Source organism: Nitrospira sp. T9 (assembly GCF_052156535.1).
Taxonomy (GTDB): Bacteria; Nitrospirota; Nitrospiria; order Nitrospirales; family UBA8639; genus Nitrospira_E.
Genome location: NZ_JBQKUP010000042.1, coordinates 144,481 through 165,857, shown reverse-complemented (window position 1 = coordinate 165,857; position 21,377 = coordinate 144,481). Strand labels below are relative to the sequence as shown.

Sequence of the window (21,377 nt, the reverse complement as noted above, 5' to 3'; positions counted from 1 at the left end):
CCCAGGAACCATGGTTCCGTTTTATCTAGACAATAAACCATTTCAAGGTCCAGGCCATAAGATAGCATGATTCAATTATTTCACGTCACCAAATATTACGATGGCTGTCTTGCGCTTTCAGATATTTCCCTACGAATCGAAAAAGGCGAATGTGTGTTACTCACAGGACCCAGCGGAGCCGGCAAAACCACCCTTCTCAAGCTTATTTTTGGAGCAGAACACCCTGATGAAGGTCAAATCCTCGTCCAAAATCGCAACATTGCCAGACTCGGTGGATCCGATGTCCCCTATCATCGGAGAACCATGGGGTATGTTCTTCAGGATTTCAAGTTGCTCCCGCAGCGAACGGTTTCCGAAAATGTGGCTCTCCCACTCATTATTCGTGGATTATCATCGTTCGAATCGCGACGGAAGGTCCTGGAAGCCCTTCGCGCGGTTGGCATGGACCATAAGCTCAGCACCATTGCCTCCGTGCTGTCCGCTGGAGAGCAGCAACGCGTGTGTATCGCCAGGGCGATTGTGAACAGTCCCATCATACTTTTAGCCGACGAACCAACGGGAAATTTAGACCCCCAACTAACCACCGAAATTGCGGCATTATTTAAAGCCATCAATACCAGGGGAACAACCGTCATGATGGCAACCCACAATCGACAAGTGGTGGAGCAATTGAATGGAAGAATCCTCAGGCTGGATTGCGGACATCTCGTGTCTGATCAAGGGGCCTATACGTGAAACGGCTTTGGTATTTTATCCGTGAAGCCTATACCAGCCTTCGCACGCATCAGACCAGTACGCTGATTGGTATCCTCATCACCGCGTTCACCCTGACCAGCTTTGGCATCTTTCTCCTTCTGTATCACAACGTGCATAATCTGTTGGGTCAGGTTCAACACACGATTCAAATCATCGTATATCCCAAGGATGGCATTGAATCCGGCAAACTTCGTGATTTACAACAGGGCCTCAAGACGGATCCAGCGGTGGACTCCCTCACCTTTATTTCGAAGCAAGACGCCTTAACGGAATTCAAAGAACAATTTCCCGAGGAAGTCTATCTCCTGGAAGGGCTTGGCGAAAGCCCGTTTCCCGCATCATTGGTATTAACCATGGCCGCGAAAACCCCAACCACCGATATGATTGCCAACTTGGTCAACCGGCTCAAACATCATCCCGATATCGATCGGGTTCGGTATAATCGAGATTGGATCGAACGCCTGACCCTCATCATCGCCTATATGGAGTTCGGCGCGTTAGTCGTTGGGAGCATCCTGGCCTTAGCCTCCGTCACCATCATTGCGATTACCGTGCAACTGGCATTTCACACCAGACAACAGGAAATTGAAATATTACGGTTGATCGGGGCGACGAGTCTATTTATTAGCATTCCGTATCTCATTGAGGGAGCCATCCTAGGGGCTGCCGGGGGTGGTATAGCCCTAGGATTCTTACGTGGGGGATTTGAACTGTTCACGCACAAAACCCAAGGCATGAGCGTGTTCGGGGGATTTTCTTCCGCCTTAGAATTTTTCCCCCTTCCCCTATCACTCATTTTGATGGCAGGAGGCATCCTCTTGGGATGCCTGGGAACACTGACTACCATTTATGGCTCGTTGCGATTTCGGCTATGACGCGAATTAACCTATTTTTCCACACAGGAGTGCTCCCCATCGGACTGCTCCTAATCTTAGTCCAAGCCGGTTGGAGCGCTGACCCATCCACCATCAAAGATGAAATCAGTCAGGAACGCCTGCGGTTGGAAAAGCTCAATCAGGAAATTGCCGAAACCCAAAAAAAAACCAAACGGATCGAGAAAAAGCATGGGTCGGTTTTGAAAACAATTGATAAATTGGATCGCCAGCTCTATGAGCAGAAGAAAGAACGCAATCGCATAAATGACCAGATCAAAGTAACAGACGAGGAATTGGCGAGTCTGAGCACAAAGATTGGGGAAGTTGAGCGGGACGTTCAAACCCGGCAATCCTCCATTTCCGCCAGACTTCGGTTATTATACATGGAGGGACGCACAGGCTATTTGAAAACTCTCTTCGCGGCTGAATCATTCACCGAGGCCTCACACCGGATGGATTATCTTTCATGGGTTGCCCAACGGGAACATCAGCTTGTCCGACAGTTTCAAGAAGACCTTTCGAATTTCCAACAGCTCAAGGAAAAACAGACGGCAGCCCGCGAGGATCTCCTTCGCTTCCAGGGAGAAACCCAACAGACCATCAAAAAAGTCTCAGGGCTCAAACGTCAAAAACGCTCTGTCCTGGTCAATCTCTCCAAAGAAAAGGACGCACATGAACGGATGGTTGAAGACCTTCAGCGATCAGCTGAACAGGTGGATAGCCTTCTCAAAGAATTGGACCAACGTTTCAAATTGGCTCAATCCCGGATGCGCCAACCACCTGGAGCTGTCCCATCCCTTGGATCTCTCCTCTGGCCCGTTGAAGGAAAAGTGGTTTCAAATTTTGGTCGGCAAAAACATCCCACTTTTGATACATTTGTGACAAAAAAGGGCATAGAAATCAGCGCGAAGGAAGGGAGTCCGATTCGGGCAGTTTCATCGGGAAACGTCGTCTATGCCGACTGGCTTAAGGGATACGGCCTGGTCGTCATTGTCGACCATGCCAATGGCTTTTACTCTCTCTACGCCCATGCCTCAAAGCTCTTAGTGGCTGAAGGCCAATCGGTCAAAAACGGGCAAGTCATTGGTGAAACTGGTGAAACTGGCGTCACGCAAGAAGACACGCTTTATTTTGAATTACGTAAAGGCACCACCCCCATTGATCCCCTGAAATGGCTGGTAAAACAGCCTTAATTGAACACCTGGAAGAAGGAACACCTCATGTCACATGAACGATTGTCGACGGTAGTGATTTCTGGTTTGACCTTAACCGCCATACTTTTGGTGGGGATTGTCATCGGAAAAGGAGGAGACCGGGCGGGGTATGCCGGCGAACCCTACGAGGAATTGCAAATCTTCGCTGAAGTGCTTTCGCAAGTCAAAAAGAATTATGTGGAGGAAACGCAAACCAAAGATCTTGTCCAGGGTGCCCTACGAGGCATGCTGGCCGGACTCGATCCACATTCTTCTTTTATGACTCCTGATATGTTCAAAGAAATGCAAGTTGAAACGAAGGGAGAATTCGGAGGACTTGGCATTCAAATCGGCGTAAAAAACAATCGCCTGACCGTGATCTCTCCTATTGAGGATACGCCGGCCTTTGAAGCCGGCATCCAACCCGGTGACACCATTATCAAAGTTGACGACAAACCAACAAAAGATCTCACCCTCATGGAGGCCGTTCAGCACATGCGCGGGGCACGAGGAACTTCTGTGGAATTGACCATAGAGCGTGAGGGACTGGAAAAACCACTGATCTTTACCCTCAAACGCGATATCATTAAAATTCAAAGCGTTCGCTCCAAGCTGCTGGAGGGCAATCTTGGATATGTTCGTTTGAGCCAATTTCAAGAGGCGACAGTCGACGATCTCTCAGGGGAATTGGAAAAATTAGCTTCCAAAAATATTCAGGGTTTAATTCTGGATCTTCGAAATAATCCCGGTGGGCTGTTGACGGCTGCCGTAGGAGTCTCCGAACAATTCCTGGAATCCGGCCGGCTCGTGGTCTCGATACAAGGACGCAACGGCAAAAAGGATGAATATCGCGCACGGGCAAGTAGTAAGAACTATCAATTTCCTATGATTGTGTTGGTCAACCACGGCTCTGCCAGCGCATCGGAAATCGTGGCTGCAGCCATGCAGGATTGGGGGAAAGCCGTCGTTATTGGGACCACAACTTTTGGAAAGGGGTCGGTGCAAACCATTCTCCCCCTCTCCGATGGGTCAGGCCTTCGTCTGACCACAGCGAAATACTTTACGCCAAACGGCAAGTCGATTCATTCTATTGGGGTGCAACCCGACATTGTCATTGATCCGAAACCCGTTCAGGTGGCCAAACAGGAACCTTCCGAAGGGAAAAAAGACGAGAGCACTGTGGGCTCCCCTGTACCTTCTCCTGCCAAACCTCCAACCTCCACGGACCCCCAGGACAAGGACCAGCCCCAACCCATTCCCCCCGAGGACCTTCAGTTACTGAAGGCAGTAGAAATGTTGAAATCATGGAAAGTCTTTAAACAGTTGAAACCGGCCGCATAACGCGGCCGGCAAAAGACGTGGAAGAATTTAGAAGTCGAGAACAATTGCCGTGTTGGTTTTAATAACGCCATCAATACCGCGAAGACGAACCATAATGAGGTCGTTTAGCTCCTCTAATGTTTCGGCTTCTACATGGGCAATTAAATCAAACGGACCTGTCACCGGATAGACAGATTTCACACCTTGAATGCGTGTGAGTGTTTTATATGCACTCTTGGTGTGAGTGCCTGTCGTGTCAATCAAAACAAATGCCGAAATTGCCATTACTTAACCATCCTGCTGAGGTGAATGCCTGGTATGTTTCCATACCCTTTTCCTTTTTCATGGCGATGGGGACTGCGTCCGTCGGAAACCATGGGAGAAACTCTTCCACTTACCTTCTTTAATTTATGGCTCCTGACAAGCTGCTCGCTTTGCTTGGATCTCCGTTAAGATTTCCTCACCCCGATCCCCTAGACCTGGAAGAGTTTGCAGTAAATGCGACTGGGCCAAGGCTTCCAGATCTTCCCAAGTTGTGATGCCCAATCGAAAAACCAGATCGTGGACAATCGGTTCTGAAAATCCTGGCAGCTCCACCCATTCCAGGACTGAATCCGGGAGAGGAGTTTTTAATTCTTCATACGCACGGACACGACCCGTAGAGAGAAATTCCCGAATTTTTATGGATAATTCCTTGCCGACGCCGGGAATCGTTTGAAGTTCACCACGATTTGCCAACTCTGTCACATCCTCTTGGAGACTCTTCAGTGAATCAGCAGCCCGGCGATAGGCTTTGACCTTGTAGGGATTTTCACCTCTGGATGCCAACAATCCTGCCATCGACACGAACAAAGCCATGAGATCCTGGTTGATGTTTTTCTCCATGACGATCGCTTCAGCGGGACAAGCTTGCTTCCTCACAACTCAAGGATCCACTGTGTGCCAAGATCATTTTATGTCAGATGTGATCGATAAAACCAGGTCATAATGATACGCCTTCGTTGGCTCAACAGAACCATTTTCATCCTTTCTCACTCCAAGGCATTTCATTGACAAGAATTTCTCAAGTCCCGTAGGATGAACTCCTGCATGGCCAGAATACACTGGCCATTGCGTTCTTATCTATACGCATGAAAATCGTCGTGAATGGAGAACACCGCGAGGCCGAGGAACCTTTGACGGTCGCACAGCTTCTAGAGACGCTTCACCTCCGTTCCGAACAGGTCGCAGTAGAAATCAACCTTAAAATTTTGGACCGCGGAGAATTCCTCAACTGGAATCTCCACGATGGGGACAAGGTTGAAATTTTAAGTTTTATTGGAGGCGGCTCTCCCACATGAGGAAATTGAAGGGGAAGAGATGAATCAGGATCCGTTAATCATTGCCGGGCGAACATTCCACTCTCGACTCTGGGTTGGAACAGGAAAGTATCAAAACTTTGAAGAAACCCGAAAAGCGATTGAGGCTTCCGGGGCTGATGTGGTGACGGTTGCCGTTCGCCGCGTCAATATTACCGATAACAAATCAGAAAATTTACTGGACTATCTCGATCCGAAGAAATACACCATTTTACCCAATACGGCGGGATGTTATACCGTCGAAGATGCCGTTCGTTATTCTCGACTGGCCCGCGCTGCGGGCGTTTCAGATTTGGTGAAATTGGAAGTCATCGGAGATGAACGCACACTATTTCCTGATACAGCAGGACTCATTGAAGCAGCAAAAATTTTGATTGCCGAAGGTTTTGTCGTATTGCCATATACGAATGACGACCCTATTGTCGCCAAAAAGTTAGTCGATATTGGCTGCCCTGCCGTCATGCCACTCGCAGCACCGATCGGTTCCGGGCTTGGTATTCGCAATCCGTATAATCTTAAAATCATCATGGAAACGGTCAATGTCCCGGTCATCGTAGACGCCGGAGTTGGAACCGCTTCTGACGCAGCCCTGGCCATGGAATACGGAGCTGATGCCGTATTAATGAACACGGCTATTGCCGGAGCCAAGGATCCGTTGATGATGGCCACGGCCATGCGGTATGCCGTTGACGCCGGACGCTTGGCTTACAAGGCTGGGAGAATTCCCAGGAAGTTATATGCGACTGCCAGTAGCCCTATCGAGGGAATGTTGTAACACCTAGGAATGTCCTCGCGCATTCTTCCCAGACTCTACCTTCTGACCGACCGCCATCAAACCCTTCACCGTTCCCTCTCTTCCGTGATAACCGAAGCGGTAGACGCCGGAGTCCGGATGGTACAAATCCGGGAAAAAGATCTTACGACTCGAGAATTGACTTCCCTCTGTCGGCAGCTCGGCCCTCTCATCAAGCACCACCAGGGAACCATCTTATTGAATGATCGTATCGACTTGGTCCTTGCCCTGGGAGCCGACGGCGTACATCTTCGGACAGATAGTCTTCCCGTTTCCGTGGCCCGTGGCCTGTTAGGGACGGGACATCTCATCGGCGTCTCAACACATTCCGTCGAAGAAGCCCGAGTGGCGGAAGGGGAAGGCGCCGACTTCATCGTGCTAGGTCCCATTTTTGATACGCCTTCAAAGCGAGCGTATGGACCACCCTTAGGAATACAGATTCTTCAGGAAACCAGCCGATTCCTCCACTTGCCCATCTATGCCATCGGGGGAATCATTCCTATCAGAATTCCTGACGTCTTATCAGCAGGGGCTTACGGTGTGGCCGTCATTTCCTCTATTCTTCAATCGCCTTCCATTCCAGACACCACCCGTGAACTGTTGGCACGATTGTCCTGAATTGTCAACTTATTTTAGCCGTCACAATGCGGGTGTTTGGTTGACCCTAATTTTTTTTGGGTGGTAAGATCTTTTCAGACAAGGAGCATGCAGATTTCCCTTTTACCACTTAATATACTGACAGGGAGGGAGATTTTTTGAAAGCGAGATGTGCCCTTCGGTTTCGTTGAAACCTTGAATCAGGTAGGATCTAATTATGGGTATCCGAAAAACAGACGATCATATCCGTGAAATTGAAAAGTTACGAACCGAGATTGAGTCCATGGAACTCGAAATGCGGCAGCTGCATGACTCTCGACAGAAGCTGCACCTTTCTCAGCAGAAAAACGAACAGTTAGTTTCTACTTTGCAGGAGGCCAAAACACAAATCGAAGCCCTTCGAAAGGAAGTCGATAAACTCACCGCGCCTCCTTCAACTTTCGCCGTCTTTTATAACACCAACGCAGACGGGACCGTGAATGTCTCGCTTGGCGGCAGAAAGCTACGGGTCAACCTTCATCCTTCTATCCCGCCAGAATCCCTTAAAAAAGGCCAAGAGGTCATATTGAATGAAGGCCTGAACGTGATTGAATCGCGAGGGTATGATCCGCAGGGCGAAATCGCCCATCTCAAACACCTCCTGGACGATGGGCGAGCAGTGGTCAGCCTTCGCCTGGACGACGAGCGAGTGGTTGAAATCTCTGATTCGCTGAAACAGCAGACTTTGAGTGTCGGCGACCACCTCCTCTTTGAACCACGATCCGGATACCTCATCGAAAAACTTCCCAAAGGTGAAATGGAAGAACTCGTCATCGAGGAAGTCCCAGATATTCAGTACGACCAAATCGGTGGGCTAACCAAAGAACTGGAGCAGGTGAAGGATGCCGTGGAACTGCCCTTTCTCTACCCTGAGCTATTTGCTGAACACCGCTTATCACCCCCCAAAGGTCTTCTGCTGTATGGACCTCCGGGATGCGGAAAAACCTTGATTGCCAAAGCGGTCGCAAACTCCATCGCGAAAAAACTTGGTCACCTCAAAGGCAAGGACGTTCGCAGTTACTTCCTCCACATCAAGGGACCCGAGTTATTGAACAAATATGTCGGTGAATCCGAACGTCAAATTCGAGAAGTGTTTGCGAAAGCGAAAGAAAAGGCGTCACACGGCAATCCGGTCATCGTCTTTTTTGATGAAATGGATGCGTTATTCCGAACAAGAGGGACAGGAATTTCCTCGGACATGGAATCGACCATCGTACCCCAATTTTTATCTGAAATTGATGGAGTAGAAAGTCTTCGAGACGTTATCGTCATCGGTGCCAGTAACCGGCAAGACCTCATTGACCCGGCGGTTTTGAGGCCGGGACGTTTGGATATCAAAATTAAGATTCCCAGGCCTGATAAACAAAGTGCAAAGGATATCCTTGGGAAATATCTCCACTTAGACTTACCCCTTGCGGAATCTGAATTGACCCAACATGGATCAGATCGATCAACGTATATCAATCACCTTATCGAAACCACGGTCGAGGCAATGTATGCGTTGACGGAGGAAAATCAATTCCTAGAAGTCACCTATGCCAATGGTGAAAAAGAAACCGTGTACTTCAAAGATTTTGCCAGTGGCGCATTAATCGAAAGTGTCGTCTCCCGTGCGAAAAAATTGGCCATCAAACGTGCAATCTCCGGCGACGTCAAAGGTCTCAAATCCGAGGACTTTCTGCGGGGCATTCGAGAAGAATTCAAGGAACAGGAAGACTTACCAAATACCACTCACCCCGATGATTGGGCAAAAATAGCAGGGAAAAAAGGCGAAAAAATCGTTCATGTGCGCACCTTAACCACCGATGAGGATTCAGAGCCACGAGAAATAGAAACCATCAGCGTTGGTCATTATTTTTAATCATATCTAGCTGCTTCTCATGAGGCCTCCTTGCTGCGAATTCTTGGAACGGAAACTGAATTCGGGATTATTTCTCGCTCCCCAGATCACCCTGATCCCGTAGCGAATTCCCTTCGATTAATCAGTCACTGTCCCCATCTCCCCGCTCCCACGGCTCTATGGGACTACGAAAATGAAAATCCCTTTTGGGATGCACGTGGTTTTCCGGTCGAAGGCGAACCCGAACGACCAAGCGCCACCTATAATCGCCAACTCAATAAAGTATTGCCGAATGCCGGTCGCCTTTACGTCGATGGAGCTCACCCGGAATATTCCACTCCCGAATGCAGCAACCCCCGGGAAGTGGTGGCCTATGAACGTGCCGGGGACTATATTGTGGCTGAGTGCTTGGCCCGACTCAACCACAGTATGGGAGAAGAAAATTTTCTGGTTTACCGCAACAACTCAGACGGAAAAGGAAACAGCTTCGGCTACCACGAAAATTACATTTTGTCCCGCCGGATTCCATTCGAGCAGGTAGCCAACGTTCTACTCCCTTTCTTTGTTTCACGCCCCATCTTTTGTGGCGCAGGGAAAGTGGGAGCCGAGAACGGCACCGATCCTATTCACTATCAAATCTCGCAGCGGGCAGATTTTTTTGAATGTCTGCTTGATCTCAATACCATGGTGAACCGTCCCATTATCAATACCCGAGATGAACCCCATGCCCACCAAGCCGACTACCGACGTCTTCACGTCATCGTGGGTGATGCCAATATGTCCGAGGTATCAACCTTCTTAAAAGTCGGCACGACGGCCATTATCATGGAAATGTTGGAGCAGCAAGGGCCCCTCCCACATATTGAATTGACCGATCCGGTCAGGGCCATCAAGGCGGTATCGCGAGATCTGACTGTGAAAAGTTCGCTTCCGCTTAACAATGGCCAACACACCACCGCTATCGCGATTCAGCGGGCCTTCCTGCAAGCAGCCCATGACTTTTATCGAACCAGAGAGGTCTCCCCTATCACCAAGGAGGTGCTTGTCCGCTGGGAATCCACCTTGGATACCTTGGAGCGGGATCCTTTTGAGCTTCGGCGAGAAGTTGATTGGGTCGCCAAACATGCATTGATTCAATCCTATATGGATCGCAAACACTGTTCCTGGAATGATCCTAGGGTGGCCATGATGGATTTACAGTATCACGACGTGCGACCAGACAAAGGGCTGTACTATACCCTGGAGCGGACGGGACAAATTGAACGTTTGACTCTCGAGCTGGAAATCGAACGTGCTCGACAGACTGCCCCGGCTTTCACACGGGCATTTTTCAGGGGTCAATGTTTAAAATACCTGCCAGGCCAGGTATACGGCATGAGTTGGACTTCCGTCCTCCTTCAAACCGGAGACTCTACCATTAAGCGTATCCCACTGATGGATCCTTATCGAGGCACCCAACAGCTCACGCAAGAATTGTTTAGGGACATTACCTCCGTGGATCAGTTATTATCCCGACTCGTGAAGTCCTGAATGAAACAGGGAACCCAGTCGGTCAGGTAACATTGAGGTCGCATGAATTCTGAAAACGTCTCCCTTCCAAACTTCTCAGCTGACCCGTGTTCCAGTTTCTACCAATACCTGACCTCCCAACGACCCGACTTACTCCCCATGGCGCGGTGGGAAAACTCGCTCCCCCAGCAAGGCCAAACAGATCCTTCGTTGATGTCTACCAGGCATCTTCCCTGGCCACACGGCACCACAGTTCTCGCTTTTACCTATGATAACGGCGTCCTCATCGCCGGAGACCGTCGCGCCACCGAAGGATTTCAAATCGCCGCGAATCGAATGGAAAAGGTCTTTCAAACCGATGGCTTTTCTGCCATGGCTATTGCAGGAGCTGCAGGGCCCTGCGTGGAAATGGCAAAACTTTTCCGCATCGAACTGGAACATTATGAAAAACTTGACGGACAACCCTTAACCTGCGAAGGGAAAGCCAATAGGCTTGGGCATATGGTCAAGGCCAATTTCCCCATGGTCTTACATGGACTCGTGGTCATTCCCCTGTTTGTCGGCTATGATCACAAACGCGAGATTGGTCGACTCTTCAAATATGACATAACGGGAGGACGCTACGAGGACACGGATTTTCACGCCGTCGGCTCAGGCGGAAAAGATGCGCGATCAACCCTCAAAGAATATTTCCGGAAAAACCTGCCAGAGGACGCGGCGGTCAAAGTGGCCCTTCGCGCCCTCCTCAATGCCGCAGATGAAGATGTCGGGACCGGTGGACCAGACCTGGTCCGACGAATCTTCCCGACCGTCAAATTAGTTGATTCACGGGGGGTTCGGGATGTGGATGACACCCAATTGGCTACCATGTGCGAAGCATTGGTGAACGAGAAACAGGAGACATAAACCGTGGCCCTGCCCTATTACGTTTCACCCGAACAAATGATGCAGGACAGGGCGGAATATGCCAAAAAAGGCATCGCCAAAGGCCGGTCGATCATCGCCATGGAATATTCAGATGGCGTGCTGTTTGTCGCCGATAACCCCAGCGCCTCCCTGTTTAAAATTTCTGAGATCTATGACAGCATCGCATTTTCCGGGGCGGGGAGATACAGTGAATTTGAGAATCTCCGAAAAGCCGGCATTCAACATGCGGATGTCAAAGGTATGATGTATAGCCGCGAAGATGTGACCGCACGATCACTGGCAAACGGCTATTCACAAATTCTCGGCACACTCTTTAGCCAGGAAATGAAACCTTACGAAGTGGAACTCCTGTTGGCTCAGGTCGGTGAGACACCGGAGCGCAATGAGTTATACCGCATCTCGTTTGATGGGAGTATTGTGGATGAACGAAAATTCACCGCCATTGGAGGACGATCTGAAACCATCTTAACCCTCCTCAGAAAAGAAATTCCTCATACTTGCCCATCCCTCAAAGAAGCCTTAACGCTCTGCCAACATGCCTTTGAACAGGGCACGGATCCTCGATCAAACCTAGAAGGTTTGGAAGTCGCGGTCTTGGACCGAACTCGAATAGGTAGAAGATTTCGGCGAGTCCCGATCCTCGAAGCTACCCAAATTCTCGCATAACCCCTCGTACGTTCCTCCCTCGTATTCAGTTGATCATTACCTGATCTGGGTGTATTCTGAGTATAAGATTCATTGAAATAATGACCATATTTTCGAGCATGATCCATTTCCTAAACCCGGAAAGTGAAAGATAGAAACACGCAAGAAGGCCTGCATACGAAGGCCGAACCACTTGAGGAGGATTGCTGTTGATTGGCGGTCAGATCCTTCAAACGAGAAGGAGTCCGGTGGCGGACATGGGATAATATGCCCTTAAAAAGCCGGAGTAGAGAGAGGGGCCGGGTATGATGAAACGCATTGTTGGCCTGGAGAGTGAATACGGCCTGACATTTTCGCCGAATGGACGGGTTTATCTTCCCATTGAAAAAATCCTCGGGTACATTTTTGAGGGACTCATCCCCAATAGCTGGCCGTCCAATGCCTTCCTCACCAATGGGGCGCGGTTCTATCAGGACACGGGCTGTCACCCAGAATACTCCACGCCAGAATGCGACGACCTGCTTGATTTGATCATCCACGACAAAGCCGGTGAGCGGATCCTGGAAAGTTGTCTGCCCATTGCCGAAGAACGCTTGCGCGAAGAAGGACTGTCCGGCGAGATCTTCATTTTCAAGAACAACACGGATTCCCTCGGCAACACGTATGGCTGCCATGAAAATTTCCTCATGCGTCGGGATGTGGATTTTTGGAAAGTCAGCGAACAACTCATCCCCTTTTTCGTCACTCGTCAAATTTTTTCTGGAGCCGGAAAAATACTAAAAGTATCCGGGAAGTCTCAATATTTTATCTCCCAACGGGCGCAACATATTCATGAAAAAACTTCTTCCTCTACGACGTCGTCCCGAAGCATTATCAACACACGCGATGAACCTCATGCTGATGCCGAAAAATACCGTCGGCTTCACATCATTCTCGGCGATTCCAATATGTCGGAGTTTTCCACCTACCTAAAAGTAGGGACAGCCATGATCGTCCTCTCAATGATCGAAGACGGATTCACCATTCCACATATTGAACTAGAAGAACCTGTCAAAGCGATTCGAGACATCTCTCGCGATCCCACTCTGAAAAAAACCATCAAGCTTGAAGATGGGAGCAACCTGACCGCATTGGAAATTCAACAGACATTCTGGGAACGGGCGGGTGAATATTTGGCGTTGCAGCCTCCCAACAAAGTCATGGCAGAGGTGCATTATGAATGGGGTCGGGTGTTGAAGATGCTGAAGACCTCCCCCATGGCACTCGTCCGCGAAATCGACTGGATCACCAAGCAATGGATCCTCGAAAATTACATGGCCAAAAAATCCTGTGGATGGGATGACCCCCGATTAGGCATGATGGATTTGCAATATCATGACATTAACCGCCAACGAAGCCTGTTTCATCTCCTGGCAGAACGTAATCACATTCGAAAAATGATTGATGAGGACGCAATTGAACAGGCCAAAACAGTTCCTCCTCAAACCACACGAGCAAAAGTGCGAGGAGATTTCATCAGATTTGCCCGTGCAAAAAATCGGTCATATACTGTGGATTGGACTTATCTCAAACTGAACGGGTACTGGGAAGAAACTATTTTGTGCATGGACCCCTTTTGTCCTTTTAATCGACGCGTAGAAGAATTGCTCAGCCAGGTTCCTCATAATCGGCTCTTCCCATGATACGCTCATTGTCCCCACGCCATCCTTCAGCTTCATGGAAGGTCTTGTTTGTCGTTTCCCTGCTACTCGCCAGCATTTTCCCTATTCAGATCGTTCCGAGTGCGGAACGGAACCGACCGGGTGCCAATGGCCATCTCAGCGGAAAACAGGGCCAAGTCCTCTGGATTGACGTGCCGATATCTCAACCTAAGGCCAAAGTGAGTGGCCTATTTCTCAAGAGGAAGATTCCCTTCTTCCCACATGGTGATACCCACTTTGCAGGTATGGTGGGAATCGATATGGAAGATCCACCGGGAATGCAGGAATTGAGTATCACGGTCCATTCCGACTCCGGATCAGAACATCTCAGCTACTCCGTCCAAGTCATCAAGGAAGACTATACCGTCCAACACCTGACGCTGCCGAAGAATACCGTGGACCTTGACGCCAAAACTTTACAGCGCGTTCAAAAAGAAAAAAAAGAATTGGCAGAGGCCTTTCACCACATTGGCGCACGTCCTTTATGGGACGGTCCGTTTCTTGAGCCTGTGAATGGGAAAGTCACTGGAGTTTTTGGCAGTCGTCGAGTGATTAATGGTCAGAACCGAAAACCCCACTCAGGAGAAGATATCGCGGCGCCAAAAGGTACTCCGGTTCAAGCCATTAACAAGGGTGTCGTCGTGAAAACTGTCGATCACTTCTTCTCCGGAAAGGGTGTGGTCCTGGATCATGGGGTAGGCCTGTTTTCCATGTACTTTCACCTCTCAGAGATCGATGTCACTACCGGCCAAACAATTCAGAAAGGAGAAGCGTTAGGCAAAGTCGGAGCCACAGGAAGAGCCACTGGCCCGCATCTCCATTGGGGCATACACTTAAATGGCTCCCGAATCAATCCATACGCCTTGACCGCTCTCCCCATAGAAAATTAATTTAAGGACTCCGGCATTTTGGGTATTCCTCCGTTTCTCCTGACTCAACCTAAACCGTCTTTTTTTCTTGCAGACATCAGATTCGTTTCGATTACCGGAAAGTAAACACCCCGACCCATGCGATATATTTGTGTTTTCTGCGGCTCTAGTCTGGGGAACGACCCAGGATATACCAACATGGCTCAGCGGTTGGGTCATGCGCTTATCCAACAAGGAATGGGCTTGGTCTATGGTGGGGGGAATATTGGACTGATGGGGGTGCTGGCATCAACTGTACTGCAGGAAGGCGGGACCGTCATCGGAGTTATTCCCAAGCATCTGGCAGAAAAGGAACTCCTACATCAGGAACTCACAGCTACGCATATTGTGAACACCATGCATGAACGAAAAACCCTCATGGCAGATCTGTCAGCCGGATTCATCACGTTACCCGGTGGATTTGGAACATTGGAAGAATGCTGTGAAATGGTAACCTGGGCGCAGTTACAACTTCACCACAAGCCCTGTGGCCTGCTGAATTGCTTTGGGTTTTTTGATGGTCTGTTGAAATTTTTCGACCACCAAGTCCAAGAAGGGTTTCTCATCCCGGCAAACAGGGCGTTATTCCTTGAAGCCACCACTCCAGAAGACCTGCTGACCCTCGTTCTGGACAGACTCGAGCCCGACGTCCGCTAACAGCCTCCGGCTTAATAAGCCGAAGGCCTGGAAAGGGGCCGATTGGTCATCAATTCCATCGCACGAAGATTATCAAACGAAAACCCGCCATCCCCTATTACAACCAATCCCAATTTTCCCTTTTTGAAGGACTGATCGTAGACATCAAGGATCAGGTGGTTATCAAAAGAGGTTTCGGTAAATTCCTTACTGATAATGGTATTTCGTTGAATCCGGAGAGAGTGCCAATCACCAGATCGAGGGATCAAGACCTCCCTCCCTAATTCGGTTGGTTGCCCATCCTTGACAACATAAGCCACAACCTCGCTTGTTCCGGGATCAACAACAGTAGCATAGAAATTTTTATCATCTTGGATTCCATATGCTAAACCGGCTTTCCCGGTCGGTGTTCCAAAATTAAGCTTTAAGCGGACTGAAAGATCCACATATTCAACCACGGTGTCTTCTGCGATCAATAACTGGTAGCACCAATCCTCATCACACTGCAATCGTTGCTCTACCAAATGTGGCGGACTGGGAGCGGTGCTATCTTCTTTGACTGACCATTCCCCTTTTCCTGAAGACCCACCAAAAGCCTGCGTAAAGCCCTTTGGCAAGCCACTAAGTGACGATTGATCAAAATTCCATTCCTGAAAAAGAGGAGGAGTTGTTTTATGAAATGGCTTGGGAAGCTCCTGAGGTTGCTCTTCCGAAAATCCCATGGAAGCCCCCATCACATAAAAACTCAAGGCCATCCCCAACACCAGTCCTCCATAACCAAATGACCTGTGTATGACCATTACCCTTTGCCAAGACATCCGGCTAGACAGAAAATGCTTCTCAGGCAAACTCAACTCCTCGTGTTTCATAATCATCCCTACCCCAAAAAGACATGAATATTAAGTAGACGGAAAACCCATCGCGCTTAGGATGATACGCATTCTCACCGGAAGTCCACAACCCCTTTTTGGCAGTCAAGGTAAGCCACAATTAGGACACCATCACCCGCCCGCCAAACCTCCCGATGCACTAAAGTTCTGACAGCAAAATCCATGAGCCCCTTCCCGCTTCTCACAGGATCGCGGATAAGGTCCAGGTGGTCCAGGTGACCCACGAAAACATAAATGTCATCCTTTCTGTCTAACCATTTTCCAGAAAAAATTGCAGAAAAAATCAAGCTTTGATAGGTTCAATCTGGCGTTGGTCTCCTGGAAATCTGAATCAATTAACAGATATGCGCTGGACCACGATATACCAATCTGTGACTGGACTGGCTTTTCTGGCCGTGATTCTCCTCACCGAACTCGTGTGGCCACAGATGAGTGAGAGCCGATCCCCCAGACCCGCTGAGACGGAAGAATGGTCCTTTCAGGAACTCCTGCCATCTGAATCCGTCATCACGCTGACGTTGCAGGAAGCCGTCATGGAAGCATTGGAACATAATCTGGATATTCAAGTGAGCCGACACACAAGAGATGTTCGACTCACCGACATTGTCTTTCAACAGTCACAATTTGACCCCACGGTTGAGCTCGGCGGACGGTACGACCGGACAGTCGTTCCACTCAATAGGCCCATATTCGGCCTTGGAGGCATCACGGTAGGATCGATTCCAGACACCTTTGATCAAAATGAAACAAATTTCAGCCTAGGATTGAATCAAAAGTTGCTGACCGGCGGATCGTACGATCTGACCTTTGACACAAGACGGAATTCCGTAGCCGGATCAACCAGCTTTCTTTTTAACCCGGCCTACTCAAGCAATCTACTCTTTAATCTGACGCAACCACTTCTTCGCAACTTCGGACCCTCGATCAACAACATACAAATCACGCTCGCACAAAACGCAGCTGATGTGGAACAACTGACACTCCTTAACCAGATCCTGTCGGTGATCGCCCAGGTCGAGCAAGCGTATTGGGAACTTGTCTTTGCCCGGGAGAACCTAAAAGTCGCTCGTGCGACCTTACAGGCCGCAGAAGAATTGCTCGCCAGCAACCGCGCAAAGGTTAAAGCGGGGGTGATGGCCGATGTTGAGGCCCTTCAGGCTCAGGCAGGGGTAGCCAACCAGATCGAACAAATTTTGCTGGCCCAAAAAACCGTCCTGGATCAGGAAGATCAACTTCGACTCCTCCTCAGTAAATCGGAATTCAAACTGACCCAAACCACACCCCTTGTCCCACTCGACCCACCCATTCAACATCTTCAGGAAACCCCGCTCAAAGAAAACCTCGAGGTCGCATTCGAGCAACGTCCGGACATTCTTCAAGCCAAAAAGAACATTGAAACGTCCAACGTCAATACCCGCTTTGCCAAAAATCAGCTTCTACCCGACCTCTCGTTTCAAGGAAGTCTGGGGCTTAGCGGACTGGGGAAAAACCCCCGGGATGACTGGGATCGTTTAGGCAGCACGGATTTTTATAACATGGGGGGAGGACTCGTCCTCAGTTACCCCATAGGAAACCGTTCGGCGCAGAGTCAATATCAACGCCGGATCCTGGAAACTCAACAAAGCCAGGTTTCTCTCCTACGCGTTCGCCAACAAATTATCCTGGACGTCAAAGAAGCCATCCGTCAGGTACAGACGAGCTTCAAGCGCACCAGAACGAATCAAACGGCTCGCCAATTGTCCGAAAGGCAACTCAACGCGGAGCAGGAACGCCTCAATCTCGGGCTCAGCACCACTCGATTAGTTTTAGAATTTCAAAGAGATCTTCGAATAGCTCGAGGTAGGGAATTACGAGCCATCCTAGACTACAACCAATCATTATCACGTCTTCGCCTCGTCACCGCCTCTACACTCGATCATTACAACATTGAAATTCAGTAAAGAAAAAATGAAAAATCTCCGTAGAGTTTCTCCCCACTCCAAAAATATCCCAGGCTCAGGTAAAGACCACACCATTCTCATTTCGTGAGGCCTTACCAATATGGCCATGCCGGTCTTCCTTCCCAAAGCGGAGTAAGCTCCCAGCAAAGGGGGCCTTGTTACGGACCTCTCCTTTCCACTTCACTTTGTTTTGAATGAAATCATACCCCTATGCGCAAAGCGAACAACCCTCTCACTCCGCAATTTATTCCTTTCCTGTCTTTCTATTTCCCAGGCCTTTGCTGGACTTGTTACCATACAAGTAGAGATATGAATAAAACATCTTGGATTTTGACCATCATCATACTTGCGGGAGCGGTGGGAGGTTGGGTGTACTATTCCCGGTCGACTGGTCAACCTTCACCTGAAACCGCTCATCACAACGTGGTCGAAGTCGTCCGAACCTCGCTTCAAACGAAGGTGTCGGAGACCGGTACGATCATGCCCTCTCAAACCATTGAAATTAAATCTCAATTTTCCGGCGAAGTCGCTCAATTGTTTGTGAATGCGGGGCAAGAGGTTCAAAAGGACCAGGTCTTAGCGATTATACGACAGGAATCCAGCCAGGCCCGCCAGGTGGCCCAACTCAGGGCAGGTATTTCGGAAGAACGTTTAAACGTGGACACCGCTCATCGGGAATGGATCCGTGCCGAATCCCTCTTCAAAAAAGGGTTTATCCCTCAAAAAGAGTTGGAACTTTCGCATCGGGACTATCAACAATCCCTGGTTCGTCTGGAGTTGGCCGAGCGACAACTCTTATTGGCATTAGGCGGCAACAAGGAATTGTATGAACGATACCGTGATGGCTCTGCCTCAAAAACCCGCCCTGAAGAATTTCAGGTCCGGTCACCCTCCCAAGGTACCGTCCTGGAAGTTCTGGTCCATACCGGAGAAATCATTACGTCCGGAACCGCCACATTCGGCGGCGGAACAATTCTCATGCGCATTGCCGATCTGTCCCACATGGTGGTCAAAGCGAAAATCAATGAAGTCAATATTCCAAGAGTGTCGGTTGGCCAGTCGGTGGAGATTCGCCTGGACGCCTTGCCGGAAAAAATTTTTAATGGCCGGGTGATGGCCATTGCCGCCCAGGGGGTCAAAGAAAACAATCTGGTAACCTATGAAGTCTCTATTGATATAAAAAATACCCACGTAAATTTAAAACCGATGCTGACGGCCAACATCGATATTGAGACAAAACGGCTGGAGAATGTTCTCACAGTTCCGCTTGAAGTCTTACGTGTCAATAAGGGGGACGATGTGGTGGATGTACTCGTGGACGGACAACCTCAGACCCGGAAGGTCCGTGTCGCCTTCCGGACTGATACGCAGGCCATCATCACTCAAGGACTTCAGGAACACGACCAGGTCGTCGTCCCCTCCTTTAAAGCCGAAGAGGCTCGCCGATAACGCTGGAAGTAGATTTGGCCATGTTGATTGAGCTCAACCACATCTTCAAAATCTACCAAGCGGGGCATGTCGAGGTCCCGGCCTTAATCGATATCACGCTCCAGGTCAATAAGGGAGAATTTGTCGCTATTATCGGACAGTCTGGAAGCGGGAAAACCACCCTCCTGGATATTATTGGCTGTTTGAGCCGCCCGACGAGTGGCGAGTATTGGCTGGACGGGGATCTGGTCAATACCCTTCCCGATTCCCGCTTAACCGGCATCCGTAACAAAAAAATCGGGTTTATCTTTCAAACCTTCCATTTACTTCCGCGGAAGACCGCCTTGGAAAATGTCCAACTTCCTTTGATGTATGCGGGCGCCTCACGAACAGTCCAACACAACACTGCACAGACATTATTAACCAAGGTCGGACTGCAAGACCGCCTTCGCCATTACAGCAATCAGTTATCGGGAGGCCAACAGCAACGCGTGGCAATCGCGCGTGCGTTAGCCAACAGCCCAGCGCTTCTCCTGGCGGACGAACCCACGGGAAATCTGGATAGTCAATCAGGCAAAGACATTCTTGCGCTCTTTGAACAACTGCATCGTCATGGACAAACCATCGTGATGATTACCCATGATCCGCTCATCGCACAGCAGGCGGAACGCCGCATCACCCTGGCAGATGGCAGAGTCGTGGCAGATGAGTACACGCATCAACCCCTCCCGGTGCCGGGATAAGATTATGTTACGTTCAATTTTCCTGGACGCGCTCAAAAATCTTTCAGGGAACGCGCTTCGTTCGGGGCTTACCATGTTGGGAGTCATTATTGGCGTCGCCGCGGTCATTACCATGATTGCCATTGTGGAAGGCGGACAAGTCTGGCTGGTGAATTCGCTTGAGCGCATGGGCACCAATTTGCTGTTTGTCTGGAAAAAGCGGTTGACCGTTGAAGAACGGCAGCTCTTTGCGGGGAGAAATACGGAACTCCGTTATGACGACGCTCTGGCCATTCAAACACGTTTTCCGGATCTGGTTGTTGCTCCCATTATTGAGCTGGATGGTCAATTAAAAGCGGGGGATCGTGACTACAGCGGACGAATCACCGGCACCTCCCCCGAATATAGCCAGATCCGGAACTTTCGCCCCGAATCCGGACGATTTGTCTCATCCATCGACATCAAGGAATGGAACCGGTCCGTGGTATTAGGGCATACCATTGCCGAAGTGTTGTTCGGATCCCAATCCGCCATCGGAGAGGGCGTAAAAATCGGCGATCAACGATTTACGGTAAAGGGCATCATGGAGCCCAAGGGGGAGATTTACGGGCACGATTACGACGAAATGGTGATCATTCCTATCAGCACGGGCCTGCGGTTTTTCCAGGGATCCGACAAAATCCGATCAATGATCATTCATGTACCTGACCGGCAGCGCATGGATGAAATCTCCCAGGCACTGCATCAATTTCTGGTTCAACGTCACGAAGGGGTAGACGACATTCATATCCGGAATCAGGGAGAATTTCTGAGTGCGGTAGACCAAACCCTTTTGACCTTCCGGCTGGTTCTTGGAGGCATTGCGGTGATTGCCCTCCTCGTCGGCGGCATTGGCATCATGAACATCATGCTCGTTACCGTCACCGAGCGAACCAGGGAGATTGGGCTACGAAAAGCCATTGGGGCCAGGCGGCAGGATATTCTGTTGCAATTCCTCATTGAGTCCACGACCATTAGCGTGATTGGCGGATCCATTGGCATTTTTGTGGGCATTCTCGCAGCCTATGGCATTGGGGATGTCGTCGCTCGGGCCATGCCGGGTGGAGGAGACTGGGGAGCAGTGGTTCAGCCGACCGCCATTGCCATTGCGTTTGCCTTTGCGGTCGTCGTCGGAGTGGGATTCGGTCTCTTTCCCGCCATGAAAGCCTCGAAACTGGAGCCCGCCGAGGCTTTGCGCTATCAATAAGTTTCAAGAATGCCAGCATTTTTTATCTAGAACCGGCCACACAGTCCACCATTGC

At 49.7% G+C, this 21,377-nt stretch carries 21 protein-coding genes; 18 read left to right on the top strand and 3 right to left on the bottom strand.

Annotated features, from left to right (window positions below):
• Positions 1-66: 66 nt before the first annotated feature.
• Genes ftsE through ACTRXD_RS20180 form a run of 4 tightly spaced genes read left to right on the top strand, consistent with a single transcriptional unit; the run spans position 67 to position 4,165 of the window.
• A complete protein-coding gene (gene ftsE, locus ACTRXD_RS20195; protein WP_312643977.1) occupies positions 67-735 on the top strand; it encodes a cell division ATP-binding protein FtsE in 669 nt (222 codons plus the stop codon).
• Positions 732-1,631 carry a cell division protein FtsX gene (locus tag ACTRXD_RS20190; RefSeq protein ID WP_312741210.1) on the top strand — a complete coding sequence of 300 codons (900 nt, stop codon included), beginning with the start codon at positions 732-734 and terminating at the stop codon, positions 1,629-1,631. The genes ftsE and ACTRXD_RS20190 overlap by 4 nt, the downstream gene beginning before the upstream one ends.
• Entirely contained in the window at positions 1,580-2,824 is a 1,245-nt protein-coding gene (locus ACTRXD_RS20185; protein ID WP_442433579.1) for a murein hydrolase activator EnvC family protein, read from the top strand. Before ACTRXD_RS20190 ends, ACTRXD_RS20185 begins: the two co-directional genes overlap by 52 nt.
• Positions 2,825-2,851: 27 nt before the next feature.
• Positions 2,852-4,165 carry a S41 family peptidase gene (locus ACTRXD_RS20180; protein WP_442433578.1) on the top strand — a complete coding sequence of 438 codons (1,314 nt, stop codon included), beginning with the start codon at positions 2,852-2,854 and terminating at the stop codon, positions 4,163-4,165.
• 27 nt (positions 4,166-4,192) lie between these two features.
• On the opposite strand, the gene ACTRXD_RS20175 is transcribed toward ACTRXD_RS20180, so the two are convergent.
• Complete coding sequence (locus ACTRXD_RS20175) at positions 4,193-4,429, bottom strand: Lrp/AsnC family transcriptional regulator (RefSeq protein ID WP_442433577.1); 237 nt, start codon at positions 4,427-4,429, stop codon at positions 4,193-4,195.
• Positions 4,430-4,552: 123 nt separating this feature from the next.
• A complete protein-coding gene (locus ACTRXD_RS20170; RefSeq protein WP_442433576.1) occupies positions 4,553-5,065 on the bottom strand; it encodes a histidinol-phosphatase in 513 nt (170 codons plus the stop codon).
• 221 nt (positions 5,066-5,286) lie between these two features.
• Here ACTRXD_RS20170 and thiS point away from each other — a divergent pair, with 221 nt between their 5' ends.
• The 10 genes from thiS (at position 5,287) to ACTRXD_RS20120 (ending at position 15,117) form a co-directional block, all read left to right on the top strand.
• Positions 5,287-5,484 carry a sulfur carrier protein ThiS gene (thiS, locus tag ACTRXD_RS20165; protein ID WP_442433575.1) on the top strand — a complete coding sequence of 66 codons (198 nt, stop codon included), beginning with the start codon at positions 5,287-5,289 and terminating at the stop codon, positions 5,482-5,484.
• 19 nt (positions 5,485-5,503) lie between these two features.
• Positions 5,504-6,277 carry a thiazole synthase gene (locus ACTRXD_RS20160; RefSeq protein WP_312741225.1) on the top strand — a complete coding sequence of 258 codons (774 nt, stop codon included), beginning with the start codon at positions 5,504-5,506 and terminating at the stop codon, positions 6,275-6,277.
• 9 nt (positions 6,278-6,286) lie between these two features.
• Positions 6,287-6,913, top strand: coding sequence for a thiamine phosphate synthase (gene thiE, locus ACTRXD_RS20155; RefSeq protein WP_442433574.1), 627 nt, complete (start codon positions 6,287-6,289; stop codon positions 6,911-6,913).
• 196 nt (positions 6,914-7,109) lie between these two features.
• Complete coding sequence (gene arc, locus ACTRXD_RS20150) at positions 7,110-8,792, top strand: proteasome ATPase (protein WP_442433573.1); 1,683 nt, start codon at positions 7,110-7,112, stop codon at positions 8,790-8,792.
• Positions 8,793-8,822: 30 nt separating this feature from the next.
• Positions 8,823-10,301 carry a depupylase/deamidase Dop gene (gene dop / locus ACTRXD_RS20145; protein WP_442433572.1) on the top strand — a complete coding sequence of 493 codons (1,479 nt, stop codon included), beginning with the start codon at positions 8,823-8,825 and terminating at the stop codon, positions 10,299-10,301.
• A gap of 42 nt (positions 10,302-10,343) precedes the next feature.
• Positions 10,344-11,186: a proteasome subunit beta gene (gene prcB, locus ACTRXD_RS20140; RefSeq protein WP_442433571.1), complete on the top strand. Its 843-nt coding sequence runs from the start codon at positions 10,344-10,346 to the stop codon at positions 11,184-11,186.
• A 3-nt stretch (positions 11,187-11,189) separates the two neighbouring features.
• Complete coding sequence (prcA, locus tag ACTRXD_RS20135; protein ID WP_442433570.1) at positions 11,190-11,873, top strand: proteasome subunit alpha; 684 nt, start codon at positions 11,190-11,192, stop codon at positions 11,871-11,873.
• A gap of 284 nt (positions 11,874-12,157) precedes the next feature.
• On the top strand, positions 12,158-13,534 hold the full coding sequence (gene pafA / locus ACTRXD_RS20130; protein WP_442433569.1) for a Pup--protein ligase: 1,377 nt from the start codon (positions 12,158-12,160) through the stop codon (positions 13,532-13,534).
• On the top strand, positions 13,531-14,442 hold the full coding sequence (locus tag ACTRXD_RS20125) for a M23 family metallopeptidase (protein WP_442433568.1): 912 nt from the start codon (positions 13,531-13,533) through the stop codon (positions 14,440-14,442). The genes pafA and ACTRXD_RS20125 overlap by 4 nt, the downstream gene beginning before the upstream one ends.
• 117 nt (positions 14,443-14,559) lie before the next feature.
• A complete protein-coding gene (locus ACTRXD_RS20120; RefSeq protein ID WP_442433567.1) occupies positions 14,560-15,117 on the top strand; it encodes a TIGR00730 family Rossman fold protein in 558 nt (185 codons plus the stop codon).
• An 11-nt stretch (positions 15,118-15,128) separates the two neighbouring features.
• Here ACTRXD_RS20120 and ACTRXD_RS20115 read toward each other — a convergent pair whose 3' ends face one another.
• Positions 15,129-15,851, bottom strand: coding sequence for a hypothetical protein (locus ACTRXD_RS20115; protein WP_442433566.1), 723 nt, complete (start codon positions 15,849-15,851; stop codon positions 15,129-15,131).
• A gap of 506 nt (positions 15,852-16,357) precedes the next feature.
• Between ACTRXD_RS20115 and ACTRXD_RS20110 the strand changes: the two genes are divergently transcribed.
• The 4 genes from ACTRXD_RS20110 (at position 16,358) to ACTRXD_RS20095 (ending at position 21,322) form a co-directional block, all read left to right on the top strand.
• On the top strand, positions 16,358-17,926 hold the full coding sequence (locus tag ACTRXD_RS20110; protein WP_442433565.1) for a TolC family protein: 1,569 nt from the start codon (positions 16,358-16,360) through the stop codon (positions 17,924-17,926).
• Between the two features lie 309 nt (positions 17,927-18,235).
• Positions 18,236-19,375, top strand: coding sequence for an efflux RND transporter periplasmic adaptor subunit (locus tag ACTRXD_RS20105; RefSeq protein ID WP_442433564.1), 1,140 nt, complete (start codon positions 18,236-18,238; stop codon positions 19,373-19,375).
• A gap of 23 nt (positions 19,376-19,398) precedes the next feature.
• Positions 19,399-20,097 (top strand): ABC transporter ATP-binding protein, encoded by a 699-nt coding sequence (locus ACTRXD_RS20100; protein WP_442433727.1) that lies wholly within the window; start codon positions 19,399-19,401, stop codon positions 20,095-20,097.
• 4 nt (positions 20,098-20,101) lie between these two features.
• Entirely contained in the window at positions 20,102-21,322 is a 1,221-nt protein-coding gene (locus ACTRXD_RS20095) for an ABC transporter permease (protein WP_442433563.1), read from the top strand.
• Positions 21,323-21,377: the final 55 nt, after the last annotated feature.

Coding starts and splice junctions, on each gene's coding strand:
- ftsE (WP_312643977.1), top strand. CDS start 67: ATGATTCAATTATTTCACGTCACCAAATATTACGATGGCTGTCTTGCG.
- ACTRXD_RS20185 (WP_442433579.1), top strand. CDS start 1,580: ATGCCTGGGAACACTGACTACCATTTATGGCTCGTTGCGATTTCGGCT.
- ACTRXD_RS20180 (WP_442433578.1), top strand. CDS start 2,852: ATGTCACATGAACGATTGTCGACGGTAGTGATTTCTGGTTTGACCTTA.
- ACTRXD_RS20175 (WP_442433577.1), bottom strand. CDS start 4,429: ATGGCAATTTCGGCATTTGTTTTGATTGACACGACAGGCACTCACACC.
- ACTRXD_RS20160 (WP_312741225.1), top strand. CDS start 5,504: ATGAATCAGGATCCGTTAATCATTGCCGGGCGAACATTCCACTCTCGA.
- thiE (WP_442433574.1), top strand. CDS start 6,287: ATGTCCTCGCGCATTCTTCCCAGACTCTACCTTCTGACCGACCGCCAT.
- arc (WP_442433573.1), top strand. CDS start 7,110: ATGGGTATCCGAAAAACAGACGATCATATCCGTGAAATTGAAAAGTTA.
- prcB (WP_442433571.1), top strand. CDS start 10,344: ATGAATTCTGAAAACGTCTCCCTTCCAAACTTCTCAGCTGACCCGTGT.
- pafA (WP_442433569.1), top strand. CDS start 12,158: ATGATGAAACGCATTGTTGGCCTGGAGAGTGAATACGGCCTGACATTT.
- ACTRXD_RS20125 (WP_442433568.1), top strand. CDS start 13,531: ATGATACGCTCATTGTCCCCACGCCATCCTTCAGCTTCATGGAAGGTC.
- ACTRXD_RS20120 (WP_442433567.1), top strand. CDS start 14,560: ATGCGATATATTTGTGTTTTCTGCGGCTCTAGTCTGGGGAACGACCCA.
- ACTRXD_RS20115 (WP_442433566.1), bottom strand. CDS start 15,851: ATGGCCTTGAGTTTTTATGTGATGGGGGCTTCCATGGGATTTTCGGAA.
- ACTRXD_RS20105 (WP_442433564.1), top strand. CDS start 18,236: ATGAATAAAACATCTTGGATTTTGACCATCATCATACTTGCGGGAGCG.
- ACTRXD_RS20095 (WP_442433563.1), top strand. CDS start 20,102: ATGTTACGTTCAATTTTCCTGGACGCGCTCAAAAATCTTTCAGGGAAC.